Genomic DNA, 23,307 nt, shown 5'->3' on the forward strand with positions numbered 1-23,307 from the left:
AAGCAATGAAAACTTATAGTATCACCAACTCGAAAGGTGAGTACTTACCGTGGGACAAATTCAAGTGGCGGGTTAATAAAGGGGATAACGCAGAGCTCGCATGGTTAGCAACTAAACTTGCCAGAACCAATGTGAGTCGCAATTTGTCAGAATTATGCATTATCAATGACGCATCTTGCTTTAAAGCCTGTATCCCCGACTCTTTACAGGCAAAACTCCATTATATTGATAAGCTGACCGGAGGTTCGCAAAGCGTTTCCGATCATCCTTTCTTCGGAAAGCAGGAAAAGAATGCCTATTTAGTCCAAAGTTTATTGATGGAAGAGGCTATTACGTCTTCGCAACTGGAAGGAGCGTCGACAACGCGCAAAGTTGCGAAAGAGATGCTTGAATCGGAGCGTCAGCCACAGAACAAATCCGAACAAATGATCGTCAATAACTACCGTTTAATGAAGCGGGCGGTCAGTCTGAAGAGTGATGAATTAAACATTCCTCTCATTTTGGAGTTACATGAGATAGCGACCCATAATGCTATCGATAATGACGCGGTTCCGGGTGAGTTCAGAACCCGCGACGATATTGATATACGCGACCAATATAACGACGTAGCGCATTTGCCACCAGCGGCGCGTAGCTTACAGGAACGTATGGAAAAGCTGTGTCAGTTTGCCAATGAAGAGCACGGACAACTTAACTCGGATAACTTCATTCATCCTTTAGTCAAAGCTATCATTCTGCACTTTATGGTGGCCTATATTCACCCGTTTGGCGACGGCAACGGGCGCACAGCAAGAGCATTATTTTATTGGTTCATGCTGAAATCGGGCTATTGGCTGTTCGAGTATGTGTCCATTAGTAAACTGATTCAGGAAAAACGTACCGATTATGATCGGGCGTTTTTATACACCGAAACGGACGATAATGACCTAACGTACTTTCTGTATCATCAGGTGGGCATTGTGGTGAAAGCAGTTGATGCTTTGCGGGAATACATAGAACGTAAACAAAAAGAAATATTCGAGTTCATGAATTGGGTTGAAAAAAGCTCTGTTGCCAAAGCTTTAAAAAGGGGGCAACTGGACATATTAAAAGAAGCGGTGAAGAACCCGGGGCGGGTATTCACCGTGAAAACCGTGGCAAACAACCTTGGATGTAATGAGAATACCGCACGGACCTATTTAAACGACCTCTCCAAGCGAGACTTACTATTGTTAGGTAAAGCCAGCAAAGGCAAAGCCATGCGTTACATTGCGCCCGCTGATCTTGCCGAACGGCTGTAGCTCTAAATTCATTCGTTCAGATGAATTAATGCAGAGTCATCCAGGAATCTTCATCAATTCACTATATCTAATGAATTATATTGATCTAATCTAAAAATAGTCCTACATTCACTCTATTGCGTGAATTAGGAGCTGCTATGTTGTTAGAGGCGAAAAACACAAAGGTCATTGGAAAAGTAGCAAAAGTTGTCCGGCAACAGCAAGAGCTGGATCAGACTACAGCGGGCGCTTTTGCAGGCTGTGGCATTAATTTTGTGAGTCAATTCGAAAATGGCAAGCCAACAGTACAACTGGAAAAAGCCCTAAATGTACTGAATGCACTTGGCATAAAAGTCTACTTAGACATTCCCGACAGCGCTTTAAGCGACAAGCTCACTGAATTAAGTGGGCGCCTCAATCATGAGTAGCTCACTTGTCGAAGAGCGCCAACTCGACGTTTACATTAACGACAAGCCTGTTGGGCAGCTAAAAGAGCACAATGGGCTTTGGGTTTTCGAATACGCGAAAAGTTGGCTACAAGAACCCACAAGTTTTGCTTTAACGCCCTCGCTAAGCCTAAACAAAAAAGAGCACATAGATACCGGAACCAAACGTCCCGTCCAATGGTTTTTTGATAACCTGTTGCCGGAAGAGAAAGCTCGTGAGGTTCTGGCAAAAGACTATCAACTGGATAAAGAGGACGCATTTGCGCTTTTAGAGGCTATAGGGTCTGAATCAGCAGGTGCTGTTACTTTGCTAAAACCCGATGAGAAACTGCCATCGGGTGAACTGTTTCCGTTGTCGGACAAAGAACTAAGCCAACGAATTCAAAAGTTGCCGAAAACTCAGCTCAATAATAAAGAACGTAAGCGCATGTCGCTTGCAGGTGCACAGCATAAAATGTTGTTGGTAATAAAAGGAAAAGAGCGTTTTGAGCCAAGCGGACAGGTGCCATCAACGCATATTTTAAAACCGGAACACTCTGAACCGGGCTCATACTGGTTTACTGTGCGCAATGAACACTTTGTAATGACATTGGCCGAAAAGTGCCAGTTAACGGTCCCACGCGTTGCTATCGATTATATCCCGGAACCAGTCTACATTGTTGAACGCTTTGATCGTACTGGGCAACTGCCAAACATTAAGCGGCTTCATGTTCTGGACGGTTGCCAAATTCTGGATATCTCTGCAGCGGCTAAATACCGGGCAAGTCACGTCATTGCGCTTAATCGTCTAATTGCGTTGACGCGAGCTCCCGCGCAAACGGCAATCCGTTTGTTTCGCTGGGCGCTGTTTAATTTCCTTGTTGGTAACGGCGATGCTCACTTAAAAAACCTGACATTTTCCTACAGTTTGAATGACTGTCAGCTTATGCCGCATTATGACCTTTTATCGACAGCTGTTTACGCAGCTGCCGGTGAGCATATTAATGAGGAGTTGTCTCAGCCATTGGGAAATGCCAGGAACTTTGGGCAAGTCACCCGGGAGAACGTGTTAGCTTTCGCGCAAGAGCTTAGGTTAAGTAAGCGCGTTGCAGAGCGTGAAATTGACAAACTTTGCGCTCAAATTCAACAGCAAGCAGATGAACTCATTGCGCAGATAGAAGCGGTGCCTGTTTATGAGGGAAAAGCTGGTGAATTGCAATTGTTGCGCAATATCCGGCACCGGTGCATCGGAGAGTTTGTCGCCCAGATTACCTGACCTCTTCGTAGCCTGATGAGATGGTCCCCTCCCTCCTAAGCGGCATCGCAATGTGCCAATATAGAGTTTCGAAGATTCTATAGAGCGGAGTGGAGAGGACCATCTCGTCAGGCTACTCAAACCCCTAAATTTGACACAAACGGAATCAAAACTAATATACCTATTTCGCCTCAAATAACGAATATTGCCAAATATCGCAAAATGCGATATTATTTCAAGTGTAAGGATACACATTGCGAATTATTACTAAAAAGCGAATAAAAGATGCCATGCTTGCCTATCCGCAATGGCAGGTAGGCTTAGATTTATGGTGTCAGGTTTTTGACCAGAAGCAGCTTAACGCAAATTCTTATCAAGAGATAAAAAAAGCATGGTTAAATGCGTCTGGTTGGAATACAGATCGTATTGCCGGGAAACGGCTTAAGAACGAGCATGGCGATTATGGTTCAGTGTTTGATTTGTATGTTTTCGATGTTCACGGTACTGATTGCCGGATACTTGCAAAACTGGGTCATGACATACTGTTTATCAGAGGCGTTTTTTCGCACGCGAAATACGATAAATGGTGTAAACAAAACGTACACCAAGGCAAATTAAAGAGGTAGCTGTTATGAATGCTCAACAGGATGATATTTTAGCGCTTGGGCAAGTTGCTTCTGCACTAAGTGCAACGGCAATGAAATTTGCAGGTAGTGCAGACGAGCTTTTTCGTTACACTTCTATGCCAATAGAGTCAGAAGACGAAGTCCTCGAACGTGCTGAGGTTATGGACTATTTAACGGATCTCGCCACGCACGATAATGACATTGTTTTAGTCTTTGCTAACTCTATAGCTGATCGTATTGAAGAGTTTGAAAAGCAAATGGATATGCCTAAAGTTTCTGTGGCGGAGCGTTTGCGGTTGCTTATGGACTCAAAGTCCGTTAAGCAGAAAGACCTCAAGAACGTGGCTCCACAAAGCGTTATCAGCGAAATTTTAAACGGAAAACGTAACGTTAATTTAAAGCAAGCCAAAGGCTTATCCACATTTTTTAACCTACCCGTGGACTATTTTGTGGATTGATATGTCCACCCCATAACGCTCGCGGATCTTAGCCGCTAGCGCCAGCCGCGCATCGGCTTCACCGTGAATTAACCGTATGCGCTTAACCGGTTCTTCGGTGGCGTCAATAAAGTCCAGCAGCTCCTGCTGATCGGCGTGAGCGGAATAACCGCCTAAGGTGTAAATACCCGCTTTAATCCAAACCCGCTCGTGGTCAAGCTCTACATAACCGCCGTCGGGGCCATATTGCTGAATATCGCGCCCCGGTGTACCGGCCGCCTGATACCCGACAAACAACACATCGGTGCGCGGGTCGGGCAGCAAGGCTTTTAAGTAGTTCAGCATACGCCCGCCGGTACACATACCGCTGGCAGCAATAACAATGCAAGGGTCACCGCTGCTTTGCAAAAAGTTCACAATACGCTCATGCTCGCTGTGTTCATCTACCGTCATTAAGCGGTCAAAATTCAGCGGGTGGCGGTCTTCACTTAAACGCTCGTGGGCTTCTTCGTCCCATAAATTTTTCATGGCCCGGTATTGTTTCGTGAATTGTGCCGCCAGCGGGGAGTCCAGAATAACTGTCATTTTATGCCACACCGGATCAGCTACTCTGGTTTGAGCTTCCTGCTCACGTGCGTTATGAATAATATCTTCCAGCTCGTACAGTAGCTCCTGCGTGCGGCCAATACTAAAAGCCGGAATTAAAATAACCCCTTTGTTCTCCACGCAACGCTCAACTACGGCTTTTAATCGCTGAGAACGGTCAGCGCGGGACTCATGGTTTTTGTCGCCGTAGGTGCTTTCCAGCAGCAAGAAGTCAGCGCGCTCTAACGGCGCTGGATCGGGCAGTAGTGGTGTGTTTTTACAGCCTAGGTCACCTGAGAACACAACGCGGTAGTGGGTACTTACATTCTCAACCTCAACGTAGGCCGAACCCAGAATATGCCCGGCCTGCCGAAAGCGCAGTTTAAAACTCAAAGAGGCAAAGTCCGCAGGCAGTTCAATCCATTTATCGTAAGCTGTAGGCCGCAGTTGGCGATGTAAGCGGGCAATAACCGCGTCAATAATCTTGCCGTTACGGGTTAAACCAATTTTCAGGGCGTCTTCAATAACCAGCGGCAGCAACAGCGCGGTGGCTTTGGTGCAGAATATGGGGCCGGTGAAGCCCGCAATAAGCAACCAGGGCAAACGACCTACGTGGTCAATGTGGCAGTGGGTGACCACCAGTGCCTGAACTTTGCTTATATCAAAGTCTATTTCCTGGGCGTTCGCGTCAGCACCCGAACCCGAGGTTTCAGCGCCCTGAAACAGGCCGCAATCAATGAGTAGTGAGTGGTTACTGTCTAGTAAAAGCTCGTGGCACGAGCCAGTAACACCCTCATGCGCGCCGTGGTGAATTACGTCCATGTTTTTGGTTCCTTTCCTAGCCTGACGTTTACGTCAGGAACAATATCTCACCTGACATAAATATCAGGCTACACAAACCAGCGAGAAACCGCCATAGGACAAAGGGGTGAAAAGTGTAAAGGAACCAACCGCTCAAAATATCATCGAAAAGGATACGAAAAGCCTTTGTAGGACAAGGACTGCATGCGCTATTATACGCGCTTGATCTAAATTCAGCACCGCACACATCACAAAAAAATAACAGAGTTATCGGTCTATGGGAGCCGCACCCCATGGGCGGTAGCGTACCTGAAGGCTAAAAATGACGAACAACATAAATAATTACGATCCACCTCGGCATTCGGATTACCAGGACGACGAAATAGATCTCCGTGAGCTCTTTGGTATTATCTGGCAGGGTAAATGGTGGATTATTGCTATTACCTTTGTATTTGCTGTGGGCTCTGTCATTTACTCCTTAAGTTTACCCAATATTTATAAGTCAGAAGCGACCCTGGCGCCGACGGAAGAAGCCAGCGGTGGCGGGCTTTCTCAAATGGCAGGGCAGCTAGGCGGACTAGCCAGTTTAGCCGGTGTGAATTTAGGTGGAAACAGTACGGATAAAACCACTATTGCTTTAGAAATCCTTAAGTCTCGTGCCTTCATAAAAGGCTTTGTTGAAAAATACGACATTCTGCCTGAGCTTATGGCTGTGGAAGAATGGAATCGGGGTAGTGGTATTGTCTTTAACAATGAGGTTTATAACCCAGACACAAAAGAGTGGGTAAGAGAAGTAGAGTCACCGCAACAACCAGAACCTTCCAGTTGGGAGTACGTTAAAGTTTTTAGGGACCAAGTGCTGGAAGTTAGTAAAGATGACACAACAGGCTTAGTGACTGTAGCGGTTAACCATCAGTCACCAGAAATAGCTGAGCAGTGGGTAGTATGGTTGATTGAAGAAATTAACAACCACATGCGCGAACGTGACATTCAGGAAGCTCAGCGGAGTCTGGAATATTTAGATAAAGAACTGCAAAACACTTCGTTGAGTGACATGCAGCAGGTGTTTTATCAGCTAATAGAAAAGCAAACCCAAACGATTATGTTGGCGAATGTGCGCCCTGAGTATATTTTTCAAACGTTAGACCCGGCCGTAGTGCCCGAACAAAAAGCTAAACCATCCAGAGCTTTAATATGCATTATTGGCACCTTTTTAGGCGGCTTTTTAAGTGTCGGCTTTGTGTTAATTAGAAATATATTCAGAAAAGAAGACGAAAAATAGAAAAGTGATGGGATACGATTTTGCAATAGGTGGACCTGTTGCTAAATTTGTAAATTTAACCTTGTTAATCAGTAGTTTAGATGAAGTTTAAAGGGAGTTTTTCAGTCTCAAACACAACAAAACTTGTCTTTCTAAGAAAAAATCCTGAGTTTTAATGCCGAAAATTTTCGGCGTTTATTGCCTAGATTTAACTAATAACAGCAATAGGCTAAGAGCGAGTGTTTAAGTTATTAGTCGAATCTAGGTTTTAAATAAATTTTTTAGGGGTCCGTGTTACGGACACCTAGCTATCATAACCATTTGGGTTCATAACTTGCCAGTTCCACGTATCTTTAATCATAGTGGCTAACGAACGTGTAGCTTTCCATTGAAGAATCTTATGAGCGTCAGCGACATTTGCCCAGCACTTTGCTATATCACCTTGTCGGCGAGGCTTAATTGAGTAAGGTATTTTAAGCTTTGAATGCTCTTCAAAAGCGCGAAGTATCTCTAAAACACTGTGACCCCTGCCGGTTCCAAGATTAAACACGTGTGTTCCCGGTGTATTAATAGTTTTATTAAGCGCCGCTAAATGTCCATCGGCTAGATCGACAACGTGAACATAATCGCGTATTCCAGTCCCGTCGGGAGTGTCGTAATCATTACCAAAAATACCTAAGCTGTAACGTTTGCCAAAAGCTACTTGTGCAATGTAAGGAACTAGATTAGATGGCTCCCCATTAGGATCCTCACCCACTAAGCCAGAATCATGTGCCCCGATGGGATTAAAATAACGTAGTAGTGTAATACTCCAATCGGAATTTGCATGCTGAAAATCTTGTAAAAATTGTTCCACCATCGATTTGCTACGGCCGTAGGGGTTAGTAGGCTGGATAGGGAAAGATTCTTTAATTGGTACGGATGCAGGATCCCCGTAAACGGTTGCGGAAGAACTAAAGACTAACGAGGTCACATTTGCAGATTGCATGGCCTCAATTAACCTTAGACTACCAATAAAGTTGTTTTCGTAATATTTGATAGGCAGGGAATTCGACTCACCTACAGATTTAACACCCGCAAAATGAATAACACTTTCAACTTTGTGTTCTTGGAGTACGTTTATTAGAAAGCGCTTGTCACAAACATCACCCAATACAAAACCAGGCCGGCGACCAGTAATCTTTTGAATTCTATCCAATACTAATGGTTTACTATTGGACAAATTATCAACAATTATGGGATCGTGCCCAGCGTTCAAAAGCTGGATGCATGTGTGTGAACCAATATAACCCATTCCACCCGTTACTAATACTCTCATACCTGTCTTGATTCCTATGTTAATTTTGTTGATAATTCTATCAGTTCAAAGGCATTAAAACTATTCAGAAGTATTCAAGCTATAAGTAATAGCTATAGAGTTGATTGTAGTGGCAGACTAAACCCGAACACTCTTTTAAGTGGTAGTTTTACCCTTAACGAAGAGGTGTTCAATGGCAAGAAGACAACGTCGATCATTTAGTTCAGGTATGAGGCCGCTAATTTGGTGGCTGAGCAAGGCTGCAGCTATGCGGAAGCAAGCCGGGCTGTTGATGTACATGAAAATACGATTAGAAATTGGGTTCAACAGCTAGAAAGTGAACAAAGCGGTCAAACGCCTAAGTCCAGGGCGATGACTCGGAGCAGCAACGAATACAGGAGCTTGAAACTCGGGTGAATCGGTTAGAGCGGGAAAAATCTATTCTAAAAATACCCCGAGGGCACGACGAGGCTACCGCTCTCTTAATGTCCGACGACCTGAAATCTACGCGCTGATAGACCGGTTGAGAGAGCATGAAACGACTGAGTTGGTCTGCTCAGCGCTGGGTGTAGGTGTTAGCAGCTCTTATGAGCGTCGAAAGCGACGTCAACAAATAGAAACTAAGCGGCGACTGCTGCGGGCTCGTATAAAACGCTTATTCATAAAGTCTCGAAACTCGGCGGGTACCCGGACTCTCGTCTATATGCTGAAACACGAAGGCGTTGTCATGGGACGCTTTAAAGTTGGCCGTTTGATGAAAGAACAAGGCTTAACGAGTAAGCAGCCAGGCCCTCATGCCTATAAGGTCGCTAATATTGAGAGACCGGATATCCCGAATAAACTCAACCGTGAGTTTGATGTAGAAGCTCCGAATAGAGTCTGGAGTGGTGATATAACCTATATCTAGACTGGCTCGGGCTGGCATTATGCCGCTGTCGTTATTGACCTGTTTACCCGTCGGGTTATTGGCTGGTCGATGTCGCCTCGCCCTGATGCAGAGCTTATTGCACGTGCGCTGGATTTGGCTTATGAAATGCGCGGTAAACCCGAGGGTGTGATGTTCCATAGTGATCAAGGCACTCAATATGGGGCGCGAAAATTCAGGCAAAGGTTATGGCGTTACCAGATAACTCAAAGCATGAGTCGACGCGGAAACTGTTGGGACCATAGTCCAATGGAGCGAGTATTCAGAAGTTTAAAATCTGAGTGGATGCCGGCAACCGGTTACCGTTCAGCAATTCAAGCAAAACGAGATGTCAGTTACTTCCTTATGAATTATTACAACTGGGAGCGACCGCATCAATTTAATGATGGTCTACCACCGCCAAAAGCACAGAAATTATCTAAAAAGGTGCCCGGGTTTTGTTGACCACTACAGATGCTTGCTCTTCTTATGACCACATCACAAGCGCGGTTCACTATATATATAATTATTAAAACACCTGAGCTAAATCATCTTCGAAAAATTAGAAAATAAAAATAAAAATGAAAATTAAAATAACTGACAGTGTTGAGACTAGAAAAGTAATTCGAGTTTTTTTTTCACTGCTAACAATTAAAGGGGTCGATTTGGCGATTCCTTTAATTACACTTCCATACTTGATTTACACAATTGGACTAGAAAATTATGGTTTAGTCAACTTCTCAATCGCGCTTAGTATCTATTTTTTTTCGTTCGTACAGTATGGTTTCCCGGTTAGCGCAGCACGAGACGTAGCCCGAAATAGAAATAGTCCTTTAAAAATAAGCGCAATATTTTCTATAACAATCTACTCGATGTTTATTTTAACTATTTTTGCTTCTATAACCTTTGGCTTATTATTAATTTTTATAGAAAAATTTTTAGAATACAAGTATTTACATATTTTTACTTTTTTATCACTAATTACTAAAGCTTTTGTTCCTATTTGGTTTTTTCAAGGCATCCAACAGATGGGTAACTTTACTTGGATAAATATAATCTCCAGATTAGCTCTGTTACTACTAATACTAACCTTCATAAAAGCAGAGAACGATTTTATCTATTTACCTATTATTAATCTAGCAACATCTTTTTTTGTGATAATGCTATCGTATTATATTATAATCAATAAATACAATATAAAATTTCATCGTTTTAAATTTGGAAAAGTGAAAAGTAAAATATATCTTAATTTTAATACGTTCATTGCGCAGTTTGCGCCTAACCTATATACAAATAGCGCAACATTTTTTCTAGGTATGACTTCAACCCCCTTGGCTCTAGGTATATTTACTTCCGCATCAAAGATAATAGATATAGTAGGTTTGTTTTCACATGCCATGGCCAACGCTACGCTACCATTTATTACTAGGAATAAAACTAAACATATTAAAGTTCTTTCACTTATGATAATTTCTGGTGTTTTCTTAAGTGTTGTTGTAGCTATTATGTCAGGTTTTCTTACTAAAATACTGTTTCCAGAAAACGCTTCAGACGTAAGGCATATATTAATTTTAATGTTGCCTATACTTCCTTTATTATTTTTTAATTTGGCGTTAGGAAATAACTTTCTGCTTATTTTTGGTTACGAAAAGGAAATGAGGAATATAGTATTAAATTGCTCGATTTTTTCTTTAGTATACTCAATTCCATTAATATACATGTTCGGCCTTTATGGCTCAGTTTTTACGCTTGTTTTCACAAGGCTGGTAATTGCAGTCTTTTACTATTTTTCTTATAGATTGAAGGTTCTCACATAATGGCCTATATTCGTGGTTTCATTCTAAAGTATAGAGAAATACGCTTTGTATTTTCATGCTTAGTTCAGGATTTAATTTATATCATAAAAGACTATAAAAGCTTAGCCCACGCAGCTCGCTGTAAAGACGTCGATACTGTTTTTGTTTGTTCTATCAGTTTTTTCGATAAGGAAAAGTGGCAAGTTATTTCACAAGCAAAACTCTGGAAAAAATTCTACAAAAAAAGTAACGTGGTAATATGTGGCTCCAAGATAAGTTACTTTCTATTTTTTAAAAATAAGAAAATTATATGTTCTCTAGAACCATTTTATAACGCTCCCCCTATAAAATTTCGAAAAACGCACAAAAAAGTTATATTATTTGTAAGTGATAGTCATTCAAAGAGTTGGTTAAATAACTATATTTTGAAAAATAATGTCACTGATATTTTAACGCCATATAAGAAGACACTCTTAAGATTAGGATATGCTAATCGCCTGGGAATTGATAATATCCATAGCTTTCCTTGGTGTGTAGAGGAATCGATGCTAAATGTCAGCGGGCCTAAGTCTTATTCACCGAAAGTTTTAGGTTTTGGAAAGACTGGTTTGAAATCCGGTGTATACGACCAAAGAGAATGGGCAATCAAATCAGGTCTTGTCGAGTCATTTGACTATGCAGGATCAGGAAACCAAGCGCTAAAGGGTAATGATTATTTCAAGTGGCTGAGGGAGTACGACGCTTGCGTCGTCGCAATGTCTACCAATGAAATTTACAATTATACGGTCGCGAAGTACTTCGAAATTGCTTCGCAAGGGCTTCTTCTCTTTGCCTTTCCAACCGTAGATTTGGAGGATTTTGGATTTTCAGACGGCAAAAACTGCATATTCGTTAATAGAGAAACCTTTCAGAGAAAAATTTTGGAATATTCTGCGAATCCCAGTGCGTATTTAGATGTAAGAAAAAATGCCGTTACTTTAATTAAAGAAAATCATACCATTTCCCATAGGATAAAGCAGCTTGAGGAAATCGCATCGTGAAAGTAGAACTCAATCCAATAAGAAAGATTAATAAATTTATACATTTTTTAAGGTTTATAAGAAATAACTATTACGTTCCAAATTTTCATGAGCCAAAAACGTTTAATGAAAAAATAGAATATCGTAAAAGAAATTATAAGGATGATAGGTATTCATTATGTTCCGACAAAGTCTTGGTTAAGGATTGGGTAGCCTCTAAAGGATTTGAAGACATTATAATCGACACTTATGGTGTATTTGACAAGGTGAATCCAGCGCTGATTACTAAATATTTACTGGAATTCGAAGAGTTTTTCATTAAGGCAAATCATAACTCTGGACCTGTATACAAAATCAATAGTTCAACCGGAAACGATGAAATAAAAAAAATTTGCGATTGTCTGAATAGTCAAGTAAAAATCGACTTTGGTAAAAAGCAGAATGAGCGGTGGTACAGTCAAATAAAACCTAGAATTCTGCTAGAAAAAAGAATTACTTCGGCTTCAAATGAAGAGCTCAGAGATTACAAGTTTCATATTTTTAAGAGTAGTTGCGAAGGAAGTGAAGCTAAAAAGGTGATTGTTCAAGTGGATTATGATTGAAGCACTAATCATAACAGAAGCTTATTTGATGAAGATCTTAACTGGCTCCCCTTCGGTATAGAATATCCAAGTATAAAAACAAAAATTGATAAGCCTAAAAATTATGATTACATGCTTACTATAGCTAAGAGTTTAGCACAGGAATTTAGTTATGTAAGGGTTGATCTCTACAATGTAGATGGCAAAGTTTTTTTTGGTGAACTTACTTTTGCTCATGGCTCGGGTCTGGAAAAGTTTACAAATAAAAGTCATGATTATTGGATGGGAAATCTTTGGGAGTTATAGTGGCGCTACAGAATAAAAAAAAAATAGACTTAATTATTGACTCACTTGATTTGGGTGGGGCGGAAAGAGTATGCGTAAACTTTGCTAACATCCTTGCTTCTAATGGTCATGAAGTAAGAATATTATTTTTCCGAAAATCCGAGAGTAATTATATATCAAAAATTGATAAGCGCTGTAGAACTTTATTTGTTGAGTCAAGTAATGCGCGGACATTCCTTTCAAATATTAACAAAAGAGAAACTTCCCTCTCTGAAATAGTTATTGCTTTTAATCATCAATTAGCAATTCTGATAAAGATATATTCATTTTTTAATAGGCGAAAGATCAAGGTGATTTCAAGGAATGTAAACTATCTTTCAAAAGATTTAAAAAAAGGAAGCTTTAGCTTTAAAAAACTACTCACAATTCTACTCGTTAATTTATTTTATAAAAAGATGGACTTTTATATTTCTCAATGTCAATCAATGAAAATTGATATGGTAAGAAACTATGGTATAGAGGAAAGCAAAATCGATGTACTTTATAACCCGGTAAGTGAATCTATTTTTCCCTTAGGATTAGAAAAAGATATAGATATCCTCTATGTAGGACGTCTTGAGGAGCAAAAGGGAATAAGGCAGTTATGTAATATTTTGAGTGAAATCATTTATAAAAAACCAAATGTTACCATAAAAATAATAGGTAAAGGCAGTCAAGCTTTCCATGTTCATTCCTTAGTGAATAAATTTAAAAAAAATGTGACACACTTGGAATCTACAACAGAAATTAATATATATTATAATCGCTCAAGAGTTACTATTTTGACTTCTTGGTACGAAGGGTTTCCTAATGTTTTAGCAGAGTCACTGAGAGCCGGAACCCCTGTGGTATCTTTTGACTGCGACAGCGGACCAAGTGAGATTATTACTCATGGATTGAACGGCTATCTTGTGCCTTTAGGTAGTCATCGCCTTTTTATACAATCTGTAGAATCTGTTTTAGAGCAAAAGCTAGTCGGGCCTATCACATATCAATTAGATCGAAACATTCAAGGTCGACTTTTTGATTTAATCGATAATATTTAGCTGTCTGGTAACCGGAGAGCGTTAATGTTCTTTGACGATATAAAGCTTCCATATATTTTTCTAACATTTTTTGGAAGTCTAACTTTAGGATTTGCAAGCTTAGTTTATAGCGTTTCAAACTCTCAATATGGCAAATTATTGGCTGCTTTCTTTTGCTTATCTTTAAGTCTAATTATAGCAGTTCTCTTCGGCTGGCGGGATATTAGCCCTGGTTATGGAGGGATAGACACAGGCTCTTATATAAAAATTTTTGCTAGTTTAGAAGCTAACGATTTGACCACCATTTTTAAGCAGCGTATTGAATTTGGTTTTGGTAGTTTTATGTGGCTAGTGAAAAGTTTCGGCCTCTCTATACATTGGTTTTACTTTATTTTGGGGTTCTCGTTATTAATTTTAATTTTTTACATCTCTACATTTCTACCTATTACTTTATTCAGAATTGTTAGTTTTTTTTTATTACTTCTACTTTTTATAGATAGCTTTAACATAAGTAGGATGATTTTAGCCGTATTTGTACTTTTGTTATCCTGCATATTTTTAATGAAAGGAAACTATTTAAAAAGTATCTTTACAGTTCTCATATCAGCGTCATTTCAGTTGGTCGGTCTGTGGGGTCTTATATTTATTGGATATATTTTCCTCAAGCGAAAAATAAAATCAAAATATACATTTATTATAACTTACATTTCACTGGTTTTTTTATCATTTGTTTTGGTTGAAGCATTTAAATTTTTATTAGTTTTTATTGGGTATGGATATTATATAGTCGATGAACCAAAGTTTTCACTTTTAAATTACATGTTTTGTTTTTATTTGTTCTTCGTTTTTTATTATTTTATACTTCCTGATAAGCGTTATAAAGCAAAGAAAATATCGGTTATGGTATTTAACTTGCTGCCAACAATGGTGTTTACGCTTCCCTTGTATCTGGCAGTGCCTATAGCTTATAGGTTTAATTACATCTATATGGGATTTTTCTTTATTCTTATTGCGGAAACTTTAAAATGGAGCATATTAAAAATTAAGAGGCGCAATATTATAGGTTTTTTGGTCGCTTTTATTCCGTCCGTTTGTTATTGCGCCTTAAAAATTTACACATATTTTGATAGAGATATTGGGTACGCTCAGGTTTGGGCGATAAAAGGAAGCCAATTTTTTGGGTGGTGGTGAATGAGGATCTTAGTAATATCCGATTACTCTAGAGGGGGGGCTGGCTGCGTTGCAAAAGAAACCGGCGACTTGTTAAGCAGCCAGGGGCATGAGGTGAAGTATCTTTGGGGTAATAAGCACTTTTCGTTTTCTCCATTTAGGTATATTTTTAATTATAAAGCCAATAAAATTTTGAGAAAGGTATTAGCTGATTTTTTGCCAGAAATAATAATGGTTCATAATTACGACAACCTTCTTAGCCCGTCAATATTATCAGTAATTAAAAAATACAGGAAAGAGACAAAATCAAGTGTAATAATGACTTTGCACGATTATCATGTACTTTGCCCAAGTAACTCTCTTTCGTATTATCGTGGTTCTAAAAAATATTTTTTCAATTTTGTTCCAACAGTTCAAAAATGTTTTTTTACAAGAATAGATTATCGAAGCTGGGCGCACAGTTATCTCAGGGTTTTACAGTGGTTAATATACTATAAATTCTTTAGATATCGTTCAGCTTTTGACTTTTTTATTGCTCCAAGTGAGTTTATGTTCGAAAAGTCCTCTCAGGTTCTTGATAAAAAAAAATTAAAATTGATTAGAAATCCGACAGTTATAACAGCAGTTGGAAATAGCAGAGCAAAAGTAAAAGATAATAGCGCACTAACTATTACCTACGCCGGAAGACTCAGTGATGAAAAGGGCATTTTATATTTTGTTCGTGCGCTTGCCAATTTACGAAGTTATATCACGCCAAAAATTCACCTAAACATAATAGGTGATGGGGCTCATGAGCGGTTAATCGAAAAAGTTGTGAAGTGTAACACTAATGACAATTTGACCTTTAAATTGTTTGGTAGGAAATCAAAGCAAGAAGTTGAGACAGTATTCCAAAAGTCTGATTTTGTTGTTTTGCCGTCGCTATGCTATGAAAATGCACCTCTTACTTTAGTAGAGGCAGCTATGTTGGGTTGTAGAATAATAACTATGAACTATGGAGGAATGAAAGAAATAGCCGAAATGCAGAACGGTTCATTTCTTATGAACTCTTTTAGTCGTATTGAAATTCAGCGCTTGTTAAAATTTTTGTCTGAAGAAAGAGAATTTGCTGTTGATAATTCCGAAATTGTTAGTCGCTTTTCGAAAGAAAGTTATTTATCTATGATTTTAGACACGATACCAAGTAGAAAGTAGGTTGCTTATTTTTTGCATTGCCCGCTACTTTTACTTATTTTTAAATTTTTTTTTGGTGTGAAAGTATGAAAAGAAGTATTAAATATAGGTTTTTCGGTCGAGTTATAAAGTGGATACCATTGCGGTGGCGTTTAAGAATTATCTTCGTTTTAAAAAATGGTTACTTCCTTAGGCTAAATCCCCCCGTAACATTTAATGAAAAAGTTCAATACCGCAAGCTATTTGATCGTGACGATAGTTTTCCTATTTACGTTGATAAAGTGGAAGTGAAGAAGTATTTAGAAAGTAAAATAGACTCTGGTCTGTATATTCCGAAGACACTTTTTGTGGCCGACAGAGTAGAGGAATTATTGTCATTAGATTTTAACAAGCTTCCTTTTGATTACGTTATAAAAGCTAACCATACTAGTCAAACAATGATTATAGTAAGGAATGGACAGCATCCGTCGTATCAAACTTTAATGGATGTTTGTTCAAAATGGCTTAAAGAGGATCAATTTACTACATTAGGTGAGTGGGCATACTCAAAGGTCCCAAGAAAAATTTTCATCGAGGAGTTTTTAGATTTTGAGGGTAGCAGCCCAACTGATTATAAGTTCTTCGTGTATAATGGTAAGGTCCACTTCATTCAAGTCGATATAGGTAGGTTCACCTGTCATAGAAGAAATATGTACGATCGTGATTGGAACTTGCTGGGATTCGAGTATAGTCACAAACAGACATCTTCAAACCTAGAGCCACCAATTTATATTGGGCAGTTGATAAAGATGGCGGAGCGTATAGGGAGAAACTTGGATTTTGCTAGAGTTGACTTGTATTACTATAATGACCAGGTGACGTTTAGCGAAATAACTCTATATCCTGGAGCTGGTTTTGAGCGTTTTCCAAGTACTCATAGTGATGAAATGTTTGGAAAGCCCTGGAAGATAGAAATACTAAATTAGACTGGTCTAAGCCAGTGTAGTGATATTAAATTCTTGCTTTAACAATGCAACGGTGTTTCGGTGAAACTAATTTTATTTATTGTAAATAGTCCTGAGTTTTTTATGTCTCATAGGTTGTCTTTGGCTAAATCGGCTGTAAAAGAAGGGTTATCAGTTCATATAGCGTCTAATATGGCGAATTCGAATACACTGCTAAGTTCGTATGGCTTTACTTTACATCACATTCCTTTTAGTCGAAGCGGACAAAATCCGTTTGTCGAATTAGGTACTTTGTATAGTTTATATAAACTTTTAAAGGAATTGAAACCTAGCTTAGTACATGCAATTACAGTAAAGCCAGTGATATATGGTGGGATTGCAAACCGGTTAAGTAAGGACGTGCCATTTGTTGCCGCGATATCGGGCTTAGGAACGGTGTTTACAGCCAAATCTATTTATGAGAGGTTGAGAAGAAGTATTGTAAGTAATTTGTACAAAGCCGCTTTTAACTGTAAATCATTAAAGGTTATTTTTCAAAATCCTGACGATCGCGATGTTATGTTGAGCGGAGGGGCTATAAAAGCACAAGATTCTTGCCTTATACGCGGCTCCGGCGTTGACCTCGACGAATATATAGCTTCGCCGGAGCCTAATGGAGGTCAGGTTAAAATAGTTATGGCCTCCCGGTTACTTATCGAAAAAGGGGTGTATGAGTTTTATAAAGCGGCAGAGGAGCTGGAATCACGTGGGCTATCAGTCGAAATGAGGCTCATTGGAACCCCTGACTCCGGTAATCCCAAGAGCTTACCAGAGTATGAGTTTGATTTGTGGAGAAGAAAATCTTTTATAAAAGTTTTAGGGTTCCGTAGCGATATTGCTGCGCAGTATGCCAACTCAAATATAGTCTGCCTGCCCTCATACTATGGAGAAGGCTTACCAAAATCTTTAATAGAAGCAGCCGCGTGTGGTCGAGCTATTATTACTACTGACTCTCCGGGCTGCAACTACGCTATTGAAAATGGTGTTACGGGACTGTTAGTTCCACCAAAAGACCATGTTGCATTAGCCGATGCTATCGAAGAATTGGTGGTCAACGAAGGTAAACGAAAACAGATGGGCGAAGCTGGCAGGGCCTTCGCTGAAAAACACTTTGATATTAACGTTGTAGTAAAACAGCATTTGGCTATATACGAAGAGTTACTTAGTTATGAATGAACCAAGCAAGCTTCTTATTACTGGTGCCAGCGGGTTTATTGGCAATGAGTTATTTAAACAGCTAAGTAATAACGGGTTTCAGGTAAACGGCACTGCCCGACAGTTTTGTGGTGACTCTATTGTAGCTATGCCATTAGACACAAAAGACTGGTCACCAGTTTTAGATGATGTAGAGACAGTTATTCATTGCGCGGCTTTAGCGCATATACCGCAGTCAGACAATGGGGAGTTTGTCTCTCAGGTTCGTGAGTATAATGTTGCGGCTCCTCAAAGGCTGGCTAAACAAGCGAAAGAGAAGGGCGTGAAGCGCTTTATCTTTTTGAGTTCAGTAAAAGCCTTGGGCGAGTCAACGATCCTCGGTAGCTCCTACAGAAACATAAGTGATTGCTCACCTGAAGACTTGTACGGCGAATCAAAACACGACGCTGAACTGGCTTTAAAAAAAGAGCTTGCAGGCTCTGACACCGAGCTTGTTATTATTCGTCCGCCATTGGTTTATGGCCCTGGCGTGAAGGGTAACTTTAGAGCATTAATGGGGTTAGCTAAGAGAAATTTGCCTCTGCCTTTTGGTGCAGTAAAAAATAAGAGAAGTCTGGTTTCATTAGAAAACCTTGTCAGCTTAATTATTGCCTGTGTGAAGTACCCCGAACCACTCAATGAAACCTTTTTAGTGAGCGATGACCAAGACGTTTCAACCAAAGAGCTATTTGAAACCTTAACCCGTGCTTATGGTGAAAAGCCTAAGCTGTGGCGATGTCCGGTTGGGCTAATGCGCTTTGGTGCAACAATACTGGGTAAAAAAGCCATAGCGGACAGGCTGTTTGGTAATTTACAACTTGATATAACCCACACTAAAAAAGCGTTAAATTGGGAGCCGCCAGTTAGCTTTCAACAGGCAATACAAACCTGTGTTAACCATGAGTTGCACAACTCGAATAAACCTGACAACCAATAGTGACAACCTATTCAATGATTCGTGTTCTCGATTTTCTATTTTCTCTTTTCGGCCTCATAGTTGGTTTCCCTATACTTGTTTTACTTACCCTTATAGGGTTGTTTGATACTGGCTCGCCAATATTTACTCAGCAGAGGGTAGGCAGAAACAAAAAAACTTTTGTTCTGGTTAAGTTCAGAACCATGAAAAAGGACACTGCCTCTGTGGCCAGCCACTTAGCCAGTAGCGCTTCTATTACAAAATTTGGCCACTTTTTACGGCGCACTAAGCTGGATGAACTCCCCCAGCTTTGGAATGTTCTAAAAGGCGAGATGAGTTTAGTCGGCCCACGGCCAGGGCTTGTTAATCAGGAAGAGTTAACTAAGGCGCGTGAAGCGAAAGACGTGTTTAACGTTCGCCCGGGTATAACTGGGTTAGCGCAGGTAAACGAAATAGACATGTCGACGCCGCAGTTACTGGCAGAAACCGACGCAAAAATGATTAGCACACTTAATATAAAAAGCTACTTTCAGTATATTTTAATGACGGTTACTGGCAAAGGTTCTGGAGACAGAGTGAAATGAAGGTTTTAGTATCAGGCACGGCGGGTTTTATAGGTTTTTACACTGCTTTAAAGCTGCTTGAGCAAGGCCATACCGTAGTTGGGCTGGACAGCATTAATGACTACTACGATGTAAACCTAAAGTATGGCCGGTTAAAAGAGAGTGGTATAGAGCGGCGTAGCTTAGAATACGGTGTAACGGTTCGGTCTGATTTATACCCCGACTATTCTTTCGTGCAGCTAAAGCTTGAAGACAAAGCCGCATTGGACGCCTTGTTTGCACAGGAGCAATTTGACGCCGTATGTAACCTAGCCGCTCAGGCCGGTGTGCGCTACTCGCTGGAAAACCCCGATGCCTATGTAGATTCTAACATTGTGGGCTTTGTGAATGTGCTGGAAGCCTGCCGGCATAATGGTGTTAAAAACTTAAGTTACGCGTCTAGCTCGTCGGTGTATGGCTTGAACGAACAAATGCCGTTCTCAACCTCGCACAATGTAAACCACCCGGTAAGCTTGTACGCGGCGACTAAAAAGTCGAACGAACTTATGGCGCATACTTACGCGCATTTATACGGACTGCAGTGCACTGGTTTGAGGTTTTTTACCGTTTACGGGCCTTGGGGCCGGCCAGACATGGCACCGTTTATTTTTACCAAAGCTGCGTTAAATGGCGACACCATTAAAGTATTTAATAACGGTAAAATGAAACGTGATTTTACCTATATTGATGACATCGTTGAAGGTGTGGTGCGCGTTATTGAAAGTCCGTGCAAAGCGAACAATGACTGGACAGGTGAGCAACCTGACCCTTCAAGCTCCTCGGCACCTTATAAAATTTACAATATAGGTAACAGCCAACCTATTGAGCTTATGAGCTTTATTGAAGCGATTGAGAGTGCGGCAGGGGTTGAAATACAAAAGGACTTTCAACCGATTCAGCCGGGCGATGTTGTCGCAACCTATGCCGACGTTTCCGAGTTAGAGCGCGATATGGGGTATAAGCCATCGATGCCAGTGACCGAAGGTATGAAACGCACGGTTGAATGGTATAAGCAGTTTTATAATGTTTAAAACCTCCTAATAAAAAGAAGTTGTTGGATATCTTATGAAAATAGCAGTAGCAGGGACAGGGTACGTCGGCTTATCGAATGCGGTCCTTTTAGCGCAAAATAACGATGTGTATGCAGTCGACATTATCGAAGAAAAAGTTGATCTCATAAATAATAAAAAGTCGCCCATTGAAGATAATGAGATTTCTGACTTTCTTAATAAAAAAGAACTGCGCCTTAAAGCAACGTTAAGCCCAGAAGAGGCATACAGCGATGCGAGCTATGTGATTATTGCGACACCGACCGACTACGATCCGGAAACTAATTATTTTAATACAAGCAGCGTAGAAGCAGTTATTGCGCAGGTTAATCAAGTTAACCCTAATGCCGTCATGGTGATTAAGTCGACCATTCCGGTTGGGTATACCCAGATGCTTAAAGAGAAAATGGGTACCGACAACATTATTTTCTCGCCGGAGTTTTTACGCGAAGGTAAAGCCTTATACGACAACCTACACCCGTCACGGATTATTGTCGGTGAACGCTCTGAACGCGCCGAGACCTTTGCGGGCCTTTTAAAGCAGGGTGCGATTAAAAAAGACGTTTCAACCCTGTTTACTGACAGCACTGAAGCAGAAGCCATTAAGCTTTTTGCGAATACCTATCTTGCTATGCGCGTAGCTTATTTTAATGAGTTAGATACGTATTCAGAGGTGCATGGTCTGGATACCCGCCAAATTATTGAGGGGGTTAGCTTAGATCCTCGTATTGGCGACCACTACAATAATCCCAGTTTTGGTTATGGTGGCTATTGTTTACCAAAAGACACGAAACAGCTATTAGCCAACTACGAAGACGTGCCTCAAAATATAATGCGGGCAGTGGTTGATGCCAACCGCACTCGTAAAGATTTTATTGCGGACAGTATTATTGCTCGTAAGCCAAAAGTGGTGGGCATTTATCGTTTGGTTATGAAGCAGGGTTCTGATAACTTTCGCGCATCGGCCATACAAGGTGTAATGAAACGTATTAAGGCAAAAGGCATTGAAGTTATTGTTTATGAGCCGGTGCTTGAGGAAGAACACTTTTATAACTCGCGTGTCGTGAATGACTTTGAGGGATTCAAAGCCGAAGCGGACGTAATTGTCTCGAACCGTATGGCACCAGAGCTTAAGGATGTAGCTGATAAAGTCTATACGCGAGATTTATTTGGGAGTGACTAGTCGCCTGTGTCTAAGGCACAGGTGATACCATTAAAAAATACAGGGTATAAGCAATGCAAACCATGACATTACAAAATTACAGTGGTGCCTCATTGCTTAATGCTCGGCAGTTAAACCTATCCATGAGTCTAATGCTTGGGGAGCAAACGCGACCGAAGCAACTGACCAAACAACAGCTCATGCAATTGCTGAATGTGCTGGAATCTTTGGCTATGTCATCGAAAGTGTTGTTTGATGGCTCCATACAGCAAGATGATAAACAGCAACTTAAAGACCATAACCATCTCTACCGCGACCTTCTAAAAGAGACCAGTTTGGTTGCAACCGACCAATGGTTAGGTTGCTGCCAGCAGGCCGCTGCTCAGTCAGCTTTACTTATCAAAGAATGGCTGGAAAGCCCTGAGCGCTGGTCCGAGCAATCTCCCGTTGCGCAAAAAGATGCCGAAAAATTTAAACAAGCGTTACTTGAAGGCTTTACCCAAAAGTTTACCGACAGACGCAAGCTGGCTAAAAGCACATTAACGGGTAATGACTTCCGCGGTGCGAAATGTGTTGCCGGTTTATTGGTGACCATTGCGGAGCAAGCCCCTTTTGATCAACCTACCGTTTCTGACTTTGCTCTTGCTTTTAACCAGGCAGCGCAAAATGATGATGACGCTTGCCATAAAACCGGACAGTTAGTCTCCGGGCTTATAGACCGCTTCCGTGTAAACTTTGTGAATGAACTGGCCGCACAGCATAGTGCGGTCTATGTCGCCGCTCCTGCCATTGAGGACTTAAAAGCACAACAAAGCGCGCTGCTCTGGCGCTATTTAGGTGATAAACTGCAACAAGAGTCGCGGCTGACTTACAAAGCTTGTCACAAACCGAGTCTGAAGCTCTCCAAAGCTTTCCTTATGCCTATGCTTTGTTAATGCAGAAAAAGGTCACCAGCCCCACCAAACTCCTCGATTTACTCTTCAAAGCCCGTGATGACGCTGTTATTGCCCAGCAAGCCAAAGAAGAGCAAAGCGGGAAACGGTTTGTGCATGAGTGGAGCTTAGAAGAGTTTCAGGACATGCACGCTGGCCTTTTCGGCGATACCGTTGCCGCAATAAACAGTCACAAAACCGCTTGGCACGAGAACTTATTAAACATTGGTCGCTCATGTCTACCGGCACTGCTGTCTGTAGGCTCGGCAGGCTTAGGTATTGTGATACCGGAAAGTGCAGTTGAAGGCACCGTCGCTGTTAGTATGGCTTCTGCCGGTGTGGCGATTGAAAATGCCAACCGCTTAAGCGGTAATAAAGTCAGTAACGGTAAGAATGTTAAACTGTACCGCGATAATTATATGCGCTGGAACAAACTACTGGATAAGGCAGCTACGCAACACTCAGGCGGTATGTCTTTGCAAGGGCGTATTGAAGATATTTTTGGCGTGCCGGTGGTTGGGTGATGAAGCC

Annotated in this window: 21 protein-coding genes and 2 pseudogenes; 21 read left to right on the forward strand and 2 right to left on the reverse strand. The window is 40.9% G+C overall.

Annotation, left to right across the window (positions count from 1 at the left end; all coding sequences use genetic code 11):
- The first annotated feature begins 5 nt into the window (after positions 1-5).
- The 5 genes from U0358_RS02745 (at position 6) to U0358_RS02765 (ending at position 4,023) form a co-directional block, all read left to right on the forward strand.
- Positions 6-1,280, forward strand: coding sequence for a Fic family protein (locus tag U0358_RS02745; protein ID WP_322406939.1), 1,275 nt, complete (start codon positions 6-8; stop codon positions 1,278-1,280).
- A gap of 137 nt (positions 1,281-1,417) precedes the next feature.
- Positions 1,418-1,687 carry a helix-turn-helix domain-containing protein gene (locus U0358_RS02750; RefSeq protein WP_322406941.1) on the forward strand — a complete coding sequence of 90 codons (270 nt, stop codon included), beginning with the start codon at positions 1,418-1,420 and terminating at the stop codon, positions 1,685-1,687.
- Positions 1,680-2,960, forward strand: coding sequence for a HipA domain-containing protein (locus tag U0358_RS02755; protein ID WP_322406942.1), 1,281 nt, complete (start codon positions 1,680-1,682; stop codon positions 2,958-2,960). Before U0358_RS02750 ends, U0358_RS02755 begins: the two co-directional genes overlap by 8 nt.
- Before the next feature lie 233 nt (positions 2,961-3,193).
- Positions 3,194-3,565 (forward strand): type II toxin-antitoxin system HigB family toxin, encoded by a 372-nt coding sequence (locus U0358_RS02760; RefSeq protein ID WP_322406943.1) that lies wholly within the window; start codon positions 3,194-3,196, stop codon positions 3,563-3,565.
- A 5-nt stretch (positions 3,566-3,570) separates the two neighbouring features.
- Positions 3,571-4,023 (forward strand): helix-turn-helix domain-containing protein, encoded by a 453-nt coding sequence (locus U0358_RS02765; RefSeq protein ID WP_114981878.1) that lies wholly within the window; start codon positions 3,571-3,573, stop codon positions 4,021-4,023.
- Here the strand turns inward: U0358_RS02765 and U0358_RS02770 are convergent.
- Positions 3,997-5,409, reverse strand: coding sequence for an MBL fold metallo-hydrolase RNA specificity domain-containing protein (locus tag U0358_RS02770; protein WP_322406944.1), 1,413 nt, complete (start codon positions 5,407-5,409; stop codon positions 3,997-3,999). The genes U0358_RS02765 and U0358_RS02770 overlap by 27 nt on opposite strands.
- Positions 5,410-5,710: 301 nt before the next feature.
- Between U0358_RS02770 and U0358_RS02775 the strand changes: the two genes are divergently transcribed.
- Positions 5,711-6,670: a Wzz/FepE/Etk N-terminal domain-containing protein gene (locus U0358_RS02775; RefSeq protein ID WP_322406946.1), complete on the forward strand. Its 960-nt coding sequence runs from the start codon at positions 5,711-5,713 to the stop codon at positions 6,668-6,670.
- A 283-nt stretch (positions 6,671-6,953) separates the two neighbouring features.
- On the opposite strand, the gene galE is transcribed toward U0358_RS02775, so the two are convergent.
- The gene (gene galE, locus U0358_RS02780; protein WP_322406948.1) at positions 6,954-7,967 is read right to left on the reverse strand and encodes a UDP-glucose 4-epimerase GalE; all 1,014 of its coding nucleotides are present in this window, start codon (positions 7,965-7,967) and stop codon (positions 6,954-6,956) included.
- Positions 7,968-8,189: 222 nt separating this feature from the next.
- Between galE and U0358_RS02785 the strand changes: the two are divergent.
- From U0358_RS02785 to U0358_RS02855, 15 genes and pseudogenes are all read left to right on the forward strand, one after another.
- Positions 8,190-9,315: pseudogene (locus U0358_RS02785) on the forward strand (IS3 family transposase).
- 116 nt (positions 9,316-9,431) lie between these two features.
- The gene (locus U0358_RS02790; protein WP_322406949.1) at positions 9,432-10,667 is read left to right on the forward strand and encodes an oligosaccharide flippase family protein; all 1,236 of its coding nucleotides are present in this window, start codon (positions 9,432-9,434) and stop codon (positions 10,665-10,667) included.
- The gene (locus tag U0358_RS02795; protein ID WP_322406951.1) at positions 10,667-11,686 is read left to right on the forward strand and encodes a glycosyltransferase; all 1,020 of its coding nucleotides are present in this window, start codon (positions 10,667-10,669) and stop codon (positions 11,684-11,686) included. Before U0358_RS02790 ends, U0358_RS02795 begins: the two co-directional genes overlap by 1 nt.
- Positions 11,683-12,552 (forward strand): annotated as a pseudogene (locus U0358_RS02800) (ATP-grasp fold amidoligase family protein). The gene U0358_RS02795 and the pseudogene U0358_RS02800 overlap by 4 nt, the downstream one beginning before the upstream one ends.
- The gene (locus U0358_RS02805) at positions 12,552-13,616 is read left to right on the forward strand and encodes a glycosyltransferase (protein WP_322406952.1); all 1,065 of its coding nucleotides are present in this window, start codon (positions 12,552-12,554) and stop codon (positions 13,614-13,616) included. Before U0358_RS02800 ends, U0358_RS02805 begins: the two are co-directional and overlap by 1 nt.
- Before the next feature lie 24 nt (positions 13,617-13,640).
- Positions 13,641-14,786, forward strand: a complete 1,146-nt coding sequence (locus U0358_RS02810) for an EpsG family protein (protein WP_322406954.1) — start codon at positions 13,641-13,643, stop codon at positions 14,784-14,786.
- Positions 14,787-15,959, forward strand: coding sequence for a glycosyltransferase (locus U0358_RS02815; protein WP_322406955.1), 1,173 nt, complete (start codon positions 14,787-14,789; stop codon positions 15,957-15,959). It abuts the gene before it with no gap.
- Between the two features lie 65 nt (positions 15,960-16,024).
- Positions 16,025-16,903, forward strand: a complete 879-nt coding sequence (locus U0358_RS02820) for an ATP-grasp fold amidoligase family protein (RefSeq protein WP_322406956.1) — start codon at positions 16,025-16,027, stop codon at positions 16,901-16,903.
- A gap of 60 nt (positions 16,904-16,963) precedes the next feature.
- A complete protein-coding gene (locus U0358_RS02825) occupies positions 16,964-18,097 on the forward strand; it encodes a glycosyltransferase family 4 protein (protein WP_322406957.1) in 1,134 nt (377 codons plus the stop codon).
- The gene (locus U0358_RS02830; RefSeq protein WP_322406958.1) at positions 18,090-19,052 is read left to right on the forward strand and encodes an NAD-dependent epimerase/dehydratase family protein; all 963 of its coding nucleotides are present in this window, start codon (positions 18,090-18,092) and stop codon (positions 19,050-19,052) included. The genes U0358_RS02825 and U0358_RS02830 overlap by 8 nt, the downstream gene beginning before the upstream one ends.
- Before the next feature lie 14 nt (positions 19,053-19,066).
- Positions 19,067-19,615, forward strand: coding sequence for a sugar transferase (locus U0358_RS02835; RefSeq protein ID WP_322407455.1), 549 nt, complete (start codon positions 19,067-19,069; stop codon positions 19,613-19,615).
- Complete coding sequence (locus U0358_RS02840) at positions 19,612-20,664, forward strand: NAD-dependent epimerase (RefSeq protein WP_322406959.1); 1,053 nt, start codon at positions 19,612-19,614, stop codon at positions 20,662-20,664. Before U0358_RS02835 ends, U0358_RS02840 begins: the two co-directional genes overlap by 4 nt.
- Before the next feature lie 34 nt (positions 20,665-20,698).
- Positions 20,699-21,865, forward strand: coding sequence for a nucleotide sugar dehydrogenase (locus U0358_RS02845; RefSeq protein ID WP_322406960.1), 1,167 nt, complete (start codon positions 20,699-20,701; stop codon positions 21,863-21,865).
- Positions 21,866-21,927: 62 nt separating this feature from the next.
- Positions 21,928-22,779, forward strand: a complete 852-nt coding sequence (locus U0358_RS02850) for a hypothetical protein (RefSeq protein ID WP_322406961.1) — start codon at positions 21,928-21,930, stop codon at positions 22,777-22,779.
- Positions 22,779-23,300: a hypothetical protein gene (locus U0358_RS02855; protein ID WP_322406962.1), complete on the forward strand. Its 522-nt coding sequence runs from the start codon at positions 22,779-22,781 to the stop codon at positions 23,298-23,300. Before U0358_RS02850 ends, U0358_RS02855 begins: the two co-directional genes overlap by 1 nt.
- Positions 23,301-23,307: the final 7 nt, after the last annotated feature.

Source organism: Idiomarina sp. PL1-037 (assembly GCF_034422975.1).
Classification (GTDB): Bacteria; Pseudomonadota; Gammaproteobacteria; order Enterobacterales; family Alteromonadaceae; genus Idiomarina.